The sequence below is a fragment of the Fuerstiella marisgermanici genome, assembly GCF_001983935.1.
Classification (GTDB): domain Bacteria; phylum Planctomycetota; class Planctomycetia; order Planctomycetales; family Planctomycetaceae; genus Fuerstiella; species Fuerstiella marisgermanici.
In genome coordinates this window covers 7,187,807-7,200,120 of sequence record NZ_CP017641.1, presented here as the reverse complement: position 1 = coordinate 7,200,120, position 12,314 = coordinate 7,187,807, and the positions used below count along the sequence as shown (strand labels likewise).

The following is a 12,314-nucleotide window of genomic DNA, read 5'->3' as shown; positions in this document are numbered from 1 at the left end:
TTTGAATTGCGTTTACCCATGAGGGATGCAGCCGCATGATTTGCTCATCGCCAGGCTCTTTAGCGGTCCCCTTCGGAATGTCGGCGCTGGCAATCCTGTCTCTATCAGGTGTTCGTCAGGGCGACGAGGTCGGCGCGTTGCCGAGTCCGTTCACGGCATCGCGCGTACGCTTGACCATGGGGTGATCAGCGGATTCGGATTCCACTGCATCGATGTCAGCTTTTGCGTTCGTGATCGCGTCTTTCGACGCATCAGCCCTGCCCCACTGGCGGTACAGTTCTGCCTGACTTCGGTAAAGCATCGCGCGCCAGCAACGGTGCGGCACGCTGTCCGGCCATTTTTGTATCAGCGTCGTTTGCAACTGAATGGCTTCACTGAGTACCGCGTCAGCATCATCGAACCGAGATCGAGATCGAGTTCGCAGGACCGCAGAGACCTTGTGACGCAGGTGAACTTCGTTTGTCAGGAATACCTCGTTGTCGGGATTGCTGCTTCGCAGTTTGCTGATTTCGTCCAGCGCTTCGCGAAGGCGGCGGGAGGCGTCGTTTAATCGAGCCCGCGAACGAAGTCCGCGAACGTTGACGTCGGCCAGCGTTGCGACCAGCTCGAACCGCACATTGGTGTCGTCTGGAGTTGCGTCGAGTTGACTGCGCAGGATAGACACGGCATCGCGTACGTCATCGTGCTTGTCGCGAGGTTTGCTGGAAATCCGCGACCTGGCGAGTAGGCTTCTCGCGTGCAGAATATTTGTTGTCGTGCTCTGCTGTTGTGCGTCTTTCAGGCTCTGCAAAATGTCAATCGCACGATCGACGTGCGAGAGATCAGCGACTCGTTGGTCGGCGGTCAGTGATTCGCCACGATTGAGGTTTGGCGGCCGATATCCCGAATTCAGGTGTGCTCGCGCGAGTTCGATCTGGCCGGCGACATGCGACCCCGTCAGTTGTTCTGCGGCTTCGATCGCTGCTTCATAGCAGGCACTTGACTGCTCACGATGGAACTCAGCAGCGTGCATGGCGCCCAGTTCGTTATTCAGTCGAGCGAGTCTTAAATGCAATTCATCACTTGAATCAAAGCTGGCTGGCCACGTTTGTAGAGTAAGGCGACACTGGTATTCAGCGTTTCGATGCTGTCCGGTGTTCGGCTTAGCGAGTGTTGAATGCGCGCGAGCTGGATGCTGGCGTCGACCATCTGCAGAATGATGTCGGGGCGAGTTGGTGATTGCTGCGACAGTCGTTCATAGATGGGTTGCAGACGTTCCAGAATCTTCGCGGAAACGGGTGAAGGTTGGAGAGCAACATTCGGAAGCGAGTCGTCACCGAAAGAATCGCTGAAAGCTACGCTGGCCGAAGTCGGCGACTCAGAAACCACGTCGACCACACCGTTGAGCGACTGCAAAGCAAGGTCGACGGTTTGCTCGGACGTTTGCAAAGCGATCATACTGCGTTTATTTGCCGCGGATGTCATCGCGTACGCAATCGTTGATACGACCGTCGCCGTTACCAGAGCCAGCGCAGCGACAGTGATTGCGGATGCCAGCCTGGGATTGCGTCGAGCCCAGCGAATAAGACGTCCCCAGACAGAAATTCCGCGCGCGTGAATCGGCTCATTAGTGAGGAACCGCCCGAGATCGTCGCGCAGCTCGGCCGCAGACTGGTACCTCAAAGCAGGATCGACATGAATCGCCTTCTGGACAATCGTTGCAAGATCGGTCGGAACGTCCGGGCGGATCGTGTGGATGGACTGCAGTTGAGGATCGGTGATTGAGCCGATCAGATGTTCGGCGTCGCTTTCCTCAAATGCGGGACGCCCGGCGAGCAATTCGTACAACGTCAGCCCAATGGCATAGACGTCACCTCGCTGGTCGGAAACTCCTGCGAACCGCTCAGGCGCCATATACCGCAGACTTCCACTGACGGTGCGCGTGTTTGTGTGATCGGCAGCAACGCTTTTTGCCAATCCAAAAATCGGTGACCTGCGCCGTCCCGTCTTTTTCGATCAGGATATTGGCGGGCTTGATGTCGCGGTGTAGCGCGCCATTGGAATGCGAGTAACGGTGCGGCTCGCGTAGGTACCAACGCGCCGCTGCGAGGACAAAAGCGGCAGGTTTATGACGGTGCGATCCGAGTCCCGTGCGTTATCTACGCTCCCGGCGTTATTAAGCCAGGAACAGAATCCTATCAGATGGTCGCGATCCATGACCTCCTGCCGACCTTGGCCGCAGCGACTGGCGTGCCACTCAAGGCCACCAAGCCGCTCGATGGCCAGAACTTGTGGCCGAATCTTATCCGCGGTGAAGCTGAAACTCGCCGCGTAGTGATTGCCGAGGAAGAATTCGCGATCTTTCAGGACAACTGGAAACTGATCGAATCCGCCACTGGAATCGAACTCTACGACATTATCGCCGACCCCAGCGAACAGCATGACCTCGCCGATAGTCGCAGCCAGGTCGCTACTGCATTGGTCGACGCACTGACGAAATACAAACAGAAAGTTGCACGCGACCAACCTTCAACGCCCGTGGCGGAAGTCGCCAGGACTTTCGACAGTAAACCGAGTCCGCCGAAACTCTTGACGAGGTCCGCTGCTGACACCGTCGTCTTGGAAGGCTCCTTGTTGGCCGGTGCAGAGCTCCAGGGGGATGTTGCCTACGGCGTTCTGGGAAACCGGCTGACCGAATCCAACGGCAAAGGAATTCGGTTAATGTCGGCCGATGATCACGACGGCGACAAACAACTGGCCGGTGAAGCTTCCATTGTCAGCAACGACATCACTCCACAAAACCGCTGGTACCGTTTCGACGTTCTCGGGTTGGCTCAAGATGGTTTCGCAGTCGACAAAGACAACTTGTATTTGAAAGTCGAATTCTTGCAGAAGGGGCAAAACGGTTCACTGGATTTCATCAAGACTCGGATCTTCTCGCAGATCGTTCGCGAGCGCAATGACTTCAAAGATGACGGCACGAATGAGAGTCTTGGACGTGCAACGTGGCGCACTTACGCAATGGACTTTCGAACTCCTTTCGCTGAGATCGATTCCGTGAAACTGAGCGTGGGGTTTGCGGATGGAATCGGTGAAGGCAAGCAGTCCGAGTTCTGGGTCAATTCAATGAACCTGTCCCCGATTCCTGTCCCCGCCGAATACAAAGCCCCCGTCAATGCACATCGACAGTTTCCCCAGCCTGACCCGAATACACTCGTCGCGCTCGGTGGCCGCTGGTACTTCGATCCGCAAGGCGGTTCGAAGAAACTTCCTCGGCAATTCGACTACACCAATTGCGATCAGTTGCTGTACAAGTCAGATCGCTTTGAAGCACCTTTTGCGGGCAACATGTCGTCATGGTTGCGAGCCGGCTACAAGAACCTTGCGGGCGACATCGTTGAGAAGGATGAGTACAAGCCTGACGCGGTCGTTATCACGGTAACCAAAGATCACATCGTGATGCAAAGTCGCAATCTGCCGAATCATCCGACCGCCACCTTCCCCGACAAGTGGCGCATGCTGGACGGGAATCCGTCTTACATTCAGGAGAAGGCGAACACCTGGTACCTGCCCAAAGAACCTCAGCTTGCGGCCGATCCAATCGCGATGGACGCAAAGAATTCCAACGGCGCTTTGCCGATGGGACCAATCGGAGTTGCGACCAACGGAGTGATCTTCTTCAACCCGTTTGACCACATCTTCGAAACAGATGCCGTCTGGCGGTTGGATCGTTGCTGTGGCCACCCGAGTCCGCAGAGTGCGTATCACTATCACAAGTATCCGGTTTGTGTGAAGACGCCGTGGAGTGACGAAGGCGAAATGCATTCGTCGGTGATCGGATTTGCGTTCGACGGCTTACCAGTCTACGGACCATACGAAGCTGATGGTTTGCTGGCCAAAGACGACAAGCAGAACCCGCTTAACGCTTTCAATCTGCATGAGGACAAAGACCGAGGCCCACACTACCACGTCACGCCAGGCAAGTTCCCTCACATCATCGGCGGCTACTGGGGAGAACCCGATCCGAAAAACGGACGTGGCCGTCGTGCGCGGTAGTTGTTCAGCCGCGAATTGCCCCGGCTGCTTACGTAGCAAACAGCTCGTGAGTCAGCGCCGCGATCGCGACTGGTCTTCACTTCGCCTCGACAGACATTTTCCCATTCGGACGTTTTCGGCGAGTGGCGCTAACGCGCCCCTAAAGTCGGTGCCGTCCGGCCGGTTGATTTCTCATCGCGTTCGGTTGAGGTAAACTTGCAGGATCTGAAATCGATGTGGTTGATCGTGGAAGTAAAAAACGGGCCGAACAGTGAAGAAGAAGAGCAAATCAGCAAAGGTTGCGGCTCAGTCATTTCCGTGGGAGAAATTGACATGGGACGATCTTTCGCAGTGGACTGATTCCCGCAGCCTTGAACGCGGCCGGTCGTATCAGCGCCGGGGTGCTGTCAGTAATTTGAACCTGCTTCCCGATGGCGGGTTGTTGGCTGAGGTCGTAGGGACGCATCGATACGCGACTCGTGTTTCAGTGGTTGGGCGAAGTCGTGAACTGAGCAAACGTCTTGAGGCGACCTGTTCGTGTCCCGTTGGGCATCGCTGCAAGCATGGCGTGGCCGTGATTCTGGAGTTCCTGAACGCGATCGAAAACAGCACGGACGTTCCGAAAACCGATGGCGATGATCCACGGCTGACGCTGATTAAAAACGGATGGGATGACGGGACCTCGGAAGACGACTTCGACGACGAGGATTTCGAGGAAACACATTCTGTCGCCGTTGACGTTTCGGCGACGAGCAACAGCAGCAAATCAGCGGCTGGTAAAAATCGTTCACGAAAGAAAAAGTCAACTTGGAGGTCGGTGCGCTCCGCACGCAGGGTTACAGACGCGGACATCGTTGGCTTCCTGTCGGCGAAGAGCGAAGACGATCTGGTCAGCATTGTCATGCAGGTCTGTCGCAGCGACGCGAAGCTTAGGCAGTCGTATGTGGACCGCATTATGCTGGAGACGGGCGATCATGCGGCGATGATTCGTGAAGCTCGGAAGGAACTTCGATCGGTCACGTCGGTGGAAGCCTGGTACAACTCATGGGAGGGGCACGGCAGTCTGCCCGACTACTCGCGTTTACGGTCCCAGCTTCGATTGTTGGTCGATGCCGAACAGTTCGATGCCGTGATCGAGCTTGGCCGCGAACTCATCCAATGTGGATTGCAGCAGGTTGAGCAATCGCATGACCAGGGCGAAACAGCGGGAGAGATTATCTCAACGCTTTCGATTGTCGCCGAAGCGATCGGGCCGTGCTCGCTGACGGACGTGGACAAAATTCTGTTCGTATACGATTCCTTCCTGAAGGATGACTTCGACCTGTGCCAATCGTTAGGCAATGTACTTGACCAACGCTACCCCAGGTCAGTGTGGGCGGATGTCGCGGAGAAACTGAAATCTCGCCTGGCTTCTCTGCCGGCCAGCGAGGAAGATCGGTCGACTGCTAAATTCATGAAATCCTACCGTCGGGAGAGATTGTCCGGCTGGATCATTGAATCACTGGAGGCCGCCGGCGACAAAACTGCGGCAACCGACTTCTGTATTAAGGAAGCCAAAAAGGCGGGCACCTGGCAACGTGCCGTCGACCGTCTGATCGATTTGAAGCGATATGACGAAGCGAAAGAACTGGCTACACAGGGACTGGCGAACACCGATCCCATGTACGCCGGACTGACCAACTGTCTGCAGGATGCACTGGCGACGATTGCGGCTAAGAGTAAAGATTACTCCGTCGCTGTCGCGATCGCTGCGGAACGCTTCGTCTCCCGTCCCGGTGTGGCGTCATTTCAGGATTTGCTGAAGGTTGCGAAGAAGGCGAAGTGCGAAGCTGCGACGAAAACGGTCGCGATGCACTTTCTGGAAACGGGAAAACTACCAGCGTTTTCGAAGGCCTCGAAATCGCGGGCGAAAACGACAAAGAAGAAAGCAGTGCCTCGCAGCGATCGCTGGCCGTTCCCTGCCCCGCCCTGCGTGAACGGCAGCAGTCCACGCCCGGGTCTCGGTCATGCGGGAGGACCGAGTCCACATTTCGACGTGCTCATCCGACTATCGATTCAGCAGCGCGACCCGGAATCCGTTCTGCGATGGTACGACCAATGGCAGGCATCGGCCTCGCAGAATCGCTTTCGACACGCCCGTATTGAAACGGAAGTCGCCGATGCCGTCTCGTCGACTCATCCCGACCGTGCCGTTGAGTTGTACTGCACGGAAGCCGATCGACTGGCGGCAGAAACGAATACGAAGCTGTACCCGCAGTCAGTCTCATTTCTAAAGAAGGCTCGCAAGGTGCTGAAGTCACAAAAACGCGAGCACGAATTTGACGTCATTCTTTCGACCTTTCACGACCGCCACCATCGCAAACGCCGCCTTGTCGAATTACTTCACAGCCTCGGCGGCCAACCCATCGTGAGCAAACGCCGCAACAAATGACGGCGTGGTGACCTGCATTGTTTGCGGAAGTCTGCGTGCAAACGTTCAAAACCAGGCTGTACGATACATCGTGCTTCTTGCCCCACTTCAGGTATTCGTCAGGAACCCGCCCTGCACCATCGGTGAACTGGGCAATGCGTTCGTTGTGCCCGCCGTAGTCGCGCGTCGACGGAGAGTCTTCGTCAAAGAAGCCGGTGAATGAGTTGTAGAAGTTTGATCCGGTCCCGCCAGGAAAGCGAAAGACCGGCCGACCAGCAGCCGTGTACTTCTCAGCGCACGCCGTGTCGCCGAAACATACCGACCGAAAAACGCACTCATTGTTCGCGCCGAGCAGGTCCTGCGAAAGCGGACGTTGTTCGTCGAGATCAATCAACAAACGAATCGGCTTAGCCACACTCAGCGGCCTGCGGCAGCAAACCCACCAACGCGCCAGGAATCAACACCAGGAAGAAAACCGCAACCGTGCGCATGGCATGTCGTCAGCAAGAAAGGTCCATCCGGGTTCTTTGTGGGTGAGGCGTTAATTCGTTAGTTTTCGCGGGATGCAGGGAACAGACTTTTACGAACAGATTTTGGGACTGACGGGGCCGTGGTTTGTGGCGGACGTTCAGCTGGATATGGAAGCTCAACAGGTCGACGTTTTCGTCGAACATGGCGAGGGCGAAACTTTTTGCTGTCCGGATTGCGACAGGCAGCTGCCGTGCTATGACCACACGAAGTCTCGCCAATGGCGGCATCTGGACACGATGCAATTTGCGACCATCCTTCATGCCCGCACGCCTCGCGTGAAGTGCCCGGATCATGGCGTCAAACAGATCAGGCTTCCCTGGGCGGAAAAGAACAGCCGCTTCTCATTGTTCTTTGAACGCTTCGCCATCGACGTTCTTCTGGCCACACAAACCGTGAAAGGGGCGTGCAGCATTCTGGGGATCTCATGGGATGAATCGTGGCACATTCTGCAGAAGGCGGTGGCTCGCGGGAAGGATCGCAAACAATCGAAGAACCTCCCTCGAATCGGCATCGACGAGAAAGCCTTTCGAAAACGACACAACTACGTCACGCTGATCTATGACTTGGACAAGAGCACTGTCGAAGCGATTTCCGATGGTCATGACACGGCAGCCGCTGATGCCTGTTTCGATCAGCTTTCCGACAGTGAAAAGCAGTCTGTGGAGGCGGTTGCGATGGACATGAGTGCCGCATACGTCAAGAGCACCAAAGGCAACATTGCATTGGCCGAACAGAAGATTGTGCACGACCGCTTTCACATCATGAAGCTGGCAACCGAAGCCGTCGACAAGGTCCGTCGGTCGGAGCAGAAGAAGCTTCGCGCCGAAGGCGATGATCGATTGACGGGAACTCGGTATCTGTGGCTTTCAGGCCAGGAGAATCTCAGCGAAAAACAGCAGGAACGCTTTGATGCCGCATGGAAGGCAGAGTTACTCACGGGCAAAGCGTGGGCCTACAAGGAGATGCTGCGAGACCTCTGGGTTCATGACACTCCGGCAGAGGCCACGACGTTCTTCAATGACTGGTACAAGCGAGTCATCCACACAAAGCTGGAGCCAATGAAGAAAGTCGCTCGCACGATCAAAGAACGCTTAGCCAATGTGGTGAGCTACTGCACTCACGGAATCACAAACGCCGTCGCCGAAGGAATGAACAGCAAAATCATGGCCATCAAACGAAGAGTCGGCGGATACCGAAACCGCGACAACTTCAAAACCGCCATCCTCTTCTACTGCGGAGGACTCGACCTCTACCCACAATAATCCCGGATGGACCACACAAATGGCCGATGTCAAACTCTGGAACATGGAATCCGGGAAAGAAATTGGAACGCTGGAACATCGCTATTCAATCCATACCCTCTGTTTCAGCCCTGATGGCAAAACACTGGCTGTCGCAGATGACGGTCGAGTCGTCCTGTGGGACGTCAGGTCACAGGTCGCGACGACGACTTTCGAGGACGCATCGAACTGGGCGACGTTCAGCCCGGATGGATCTCTGATTGCCATGCGTCAGCGGAAAACAATCACACTACATGACATCAAATCCGGAAAGGACATCGATCGACAGGAAGTCGAAACCCATGCGAGTCAGGCATTCTTTAGCCCCAATGGCAAGTGGCTGGCATGGGGTTCCACAACGCAGGGTGAGCCCATCAGGTTGTGGGATCTCACCCGGCTGAAGCCGGTAGTCTCTCGATAGTCAAGGAATCGATTCATCTACCCAGCCGGTAAGACATTCGTGATTGGGCAGGGGCCTAATTCGTATGGCAGTGGCTACGTCCACGTCGCTCTGTTGCTACTGACTCTGACGCTTGCGACCGTTAGTTTGATCGTCTTTTTCATAAGTCGCCATTCCCACAGACGCCGATGCAGAAGACGCCACGTCAGCTGTTGGGGCGGTTTGTGGGATTTCTCATGGGCTGCCTGATCCTTCATGAAGCTGACGGACAATCCGAATCGCGGCAGGCACCGGCTCTACCATCAGCCACTAGGGAGGGCTTGGCTTGAGTGCACACGTGGGACTGAGAAGGGGGACACGTATGCGAAATCAACTGCTCACCGGATGAGTGGTGTAGGTGTCAAGAAACGGGACGATTGAACTCAGCAAGTTGAACCAAGTACTGAGGTTATGGCAAACGCAAAGTATTACGTCCATTTCATTGAACTTGTGACCGTTGCACGAATCCCAATAAAAAAGCCGCTGATTAAACTTGAGCAGCGGCTTTTTGAATTTGAGTGGAGGATAACGGACTCGACCACCAAAATCCCTAACTTGTTACATGCAAGTAGTTTGCGTCGAATGCGGAAAGGGAAATGCGACACAGAATGCGACACTTGTGCCCATACGCTCAGTCAGGACGACCATCCCAATCCTCAGCTTCAATCGCATTTGCCCGCTGCTAAAGGATTCAGCGGCCAATCTCCGATTCAACGTTGATGAGTGCCCCCATCAACCTCACTCAATATTTTTCTTCAATTGGTTGAGTTGATTGGAGTTCGCCAGTGGACGGTGAGGATCTACGAGAAGGAATATACGCACTTCATACTCGACGATTTGGGTCAGTCGCAGAAGTGTTGATTCAACGTCTGAAAAAATTGGGTAAAGCGAAAAACCTCTTCCACGATCTCTACGACGACCTCGAAGAAAAGCGTGTGGAGGTCAAATTTTCACGAGCGTTGAAAAAGAGCGAAACTCTTGTGACAACCGATACGGTCATGCAGTGCATCGAGAGTGCTACCAGTGAAAAAAGATTGGTCGCTTGGGCTGATCGACAGAGAGTTTCGTTCGACTGCAACATCCAACAGGTCAAGCGAACTGAGTTCGACGTGCTGTACTATGGAATTTTCTTCTCTGATGTTGTCGTTATATTTCACATCGACACAGACGAAATTGGACCTGACATTTACTACTCCAACAAGCAACACAAAGGAAACGTCGGAGAAGGCCAATTCCACATCAGCAACAAGACTATCGGCATCCACGAAAAAAAGTACCTGTACCAAAAACTAACGTATGAGAAGCTCTTGGATGTTCTTTCTTAAGTCCCATCATGTAAAGAGGACTTTTTGCGGAGGCGTATCCACTGAATCACCATCGATCTCAGACACGAATGCGTGGTCATTCTGCCAACCAGTTCTACCAGTCGCCCTAAAGTGCTCCAGTCTTCTGATGGTCATCTCGCAATAGATCGGATCAATGTCACACGTGTAGCAGACTCTTTGATGCATTTCACTTGAAAGCAGAGTGGCTCCCGAGTGAGCAAAGAAGTCAAGCACGACGTCGCCTTCCTGCGAACTGGTAGTGACAATTCGATCGATTGACTTCAACGGCTTTTGTGCAAAGCAACCTGAAACGTTCTCCTCCATTCGGTAGAACACTTGCTGTATGTCAACCCAAACATTGCCCGGGCGGATGTTATCTGACTTGCTTCGCTCAAGGTTCTCGGTCTTCTTTCCATCGACCTCCTTGTAATAGCCTCGCAAGATTTTAGGTATGTCGGTGTACTGAACGGTAAAGGCAGGATTCCCCTTGATGTAATAGAGAAGCTCTTGCCGAACCGCCATCCAGTTTTTCTGTGTTCCGTACCCTCGCTGGTTTCGCATCGTAACCAACGATCGGGCATTAAATCGATCGAGTGCCTGCATCATCATCATGAATTGAGGCAGTGGTTGAAAATGATCTTTCTGATCCGCTCCAAGCCACACATAGAAAGATGAGTCATCCAACATGTGATCATGGGAGTGCTCGACCCATTTCCTGCACCAATCAATGAACTCAGATACGGACTTCGTTTCAAACGCCACGAGGTTGTACGGTGGATCATGAACTGCAAGTGAAGCTTTTGAATCACCAACGAGCTTTTTCATGTCATCGGCATTGGCCGCATCTAAGCAACCAACTCGATGCCCACTCTGCTCATCGATCCAGACATCACCTTTTGAAAGCCGACAAAACGGCAATAGACTCGCTCTTGCTTCTTGATCTGTGTCAAGTCGAGGAAGTGGGTTATTTTTCATGTGATTCCATTCTGTGCCGTAGAGTACACCGAGTTTGTGTTGAGATTGTACGTGATGTTTAGACCACCGTCTAACCGCCAGTCCCATGGAGGCAACTAGGAAGTCGCGGGGACGTGATGCTCAGGAATATCTTTTTACGAGCCGCATGACTTGGGTGCCGTTCCAGTCTTTACCACGACGTGTTGTGTGTCCCATGTCGTTCAATTCACTGGCGATCTGACGATACGACTTTCCATCTTCACGCATCTTTGTCACGACTGGCACCAAGTCTTCGTAGGCTTCATCTGCATCCTGCTGATGCCGCTTGCCTGCAACTTTGGCACCTTTTATCGCACCACGTTTCCGTGCATCCTCTCGACCGACCCAGTGAGCTTCACGAGCAGAACCAAGTTTGACACCACGACGTTTGGCAGCAGCTAGTGCGGACTGTGTTCTTTCGGATATCTGCTTCAATTCAAATTCAGCTACAGCACTTAGAACATGAACTGTGAGTTGGTTTGCAAACGGATTGTCAACAGCGACGAATTGAACATCACTTTCCATGAGATCTGAAAGGAAACTCACATTCCTCGCTAAGCGATCAAGCTTGGCAACAACCAAAGTCGCTTTTGATCTTTTTGCGTGGGACAGTGCTTTTTTAAGTTCTGGTCGATCTTTCTTCTTACCAGATTCAACTTCGTGATAAACGGCAACGACTTCGCCACCTTGTTGCTTTGCAAATGCCTCGACAGCAGCTTCCTGACCTTCTAACCCAAGACCAGAAATACCTTGACGAGCGGTGCTGACCCGAAGATAGGCGACGATGCGATTCACATCATTTTCCCGAAGACCATAGAAGCAAAAACAGAACTCCGACCATGTTACAACACCCTTGTTGCCTGTCAAGGGTATTGTAACGACGTGATCGAATCATCCGCCTCTCTCAGAGTCAGAGGGAACACACGGAGATTTATGGAAACAGCTAGGACCAACGCGAGAGCCTCCGCCCAAGATCGACTCGCTACCTCGTGGCATCACATGGTCTAATTCAGTCCATCACACCAAGGGAAGTTGGTTCCTGAAACATGAAACCAAGAAAAGGGGCATCGAATGAAGAGAATTTTGGGGCATGTCCACAACATCTCTCTTCTTCCCCACCCAGCGAAGCCTAAATAGAAGTAATTAACAATCTTCTATGACTTATTAGCTGATGAGCAAGTTCAGGACAACTTACGTTGCCTGCAATCATTGGAGACCCCTGACCACAGAGATCTGTTGGTGAGTTGGCAGTTATTCCCCAATGACTATGCCTTGTTTCCCGTCATCCATCTTCATCAGACAGACCGTTGATTCCATTACGT

Annotated in this window: 9 protein-coding genes; 5 read left to right on the top strand and 4 right to left on the bottom strand. The window is 53.5% G+C overall.

All coding sequences use genetic code 11. The features are described from left to right. Positions 1 to 115: 115 nt before the first annotated feature. The gene (locus tag Fuma_RS26990; RefSeq protein WP_145944404.1) at positions 116 to 1,054 is read right to left on the bottom strand and encodes a tetratricopeptide repeat protein; all 939 of its coding nucleotides are present in this window, start codon (positions 1,052 to 1,054) and stop codon (positions 116 to 118) included. Then, positions 1,045 to 1,956, bottom strand: coding sequence for a serine/threonine protein kinase (locus Fuma_RS26985; protein ID WP_077026846.1), 912 nt, complete (start codon positions 1,954 to 1,956; stop codon positions 1,045 to 1,047). Before Fuma_RS26985 ends, Fuma_RS26990 begins: the two co-directional genes overlap by 10 nt. Positions 1,957 to 2,082: 126 nt before the next feature. Here Fuma_RS26985 and Fuma_RS36580 point away from each other — a divergent pair, with 126 nt between their 5' ends. The 5 genes from Fuma_RS36580 (at position 2,083) to Fuma_RS26955 (ending at position 9,999) form a co-directional block, all read left to right on the top strand. Further along, a complete protein-coding gene (locus Fuma_RS36580; protein ID WP_083732362.1) occupies positions 2,083 to 4,035 on the top strand; it encodes a YHYH protein in 1,953 nt (650 codons plus the stop codon). Positions 4,036 to 4,285: 250 nt separating this feature from the next. Next, on the top strand, positions 4,286 to 6,445 hold the full coding sequence (locus tag Fuma_RS26970; RefSeq protein ID WP_145944402.1) for an SWIM zinc finger family protein: 2,160 nt from the start codon (positions 4,286 to 4,288) through the stop codon (positions 6,443 to 6,445). Positions 6,446 to 6,987: 542 nt separating this feature from the next. Next, positions 6,988 to 8,217, top strand: coding sequence for an ISL3 family transposase (locus Fuma_RS26965; protein WP_077023303.1), 1,230 nt, complete (start codon positions 6,988 to 6,990; stop codon positions 8,215 to 8,217). A gap of 19 nt (positions 8,218 to 8,236) precedes the next feature. Continuing rightward, on the top strand, positions 8,237 to 8,656 hold the full coding sequence (locus tag Fuma_RS26960; protein WP_077026844.1) for a WD40 repeat domain-containing protein: 420 nt from the start codon (positions 8,237 to 8,239) through the stop codon (positions 8,654 to 8,656). Between the two features lie 872 nt (positions 8,657 to 9,528). Further along, positions 9,529 to 9,999 carry a hypothetical protein gene (locus Fuma_RS26955; protein WP_145944401.1) on the top strand — a complete coding sequence of 157 codons (471 nt, stop codon included), beginning with the start codon at positions 9,529 to 9,531 and terminating at the stop codon, positions 9,997 to 9,999. A gap of 6 nt (positions 10,000 to 10,005) precedes the next feature. Here Fuma_RS26955 and Fuma_RS26950 read toward each other — a convergent pair whose 3' ends face one another. Then, the gene (locus Fuma_RS26950; RefSeq protein WP_077026842.1) at positions 10,006 to 10,974 is read right to left on the bottom strand and encodes a DNA-methyltransferase; all 969 of its coding nucleotides are present in this window, start codon (positions 10,972 to 10,974) and stop codon (positions 10,006 to 10,008) included. A 120-nt stretch (positions 10,975 to 11,094) separates the two neighbouring features. Then, positions 11,095 to 11,787, bottom strand: coding sequence for a recombinase family protein (locus Fuma_RS26945; RefSeq protein ID WP_077026841.1), 693 nt, complete (start codon positions 11,785 to 11,787; stop codon positions 11,095 to 11,097). Positions 11,788 to 12,314 lie beyond the last annotated feature (527 nt).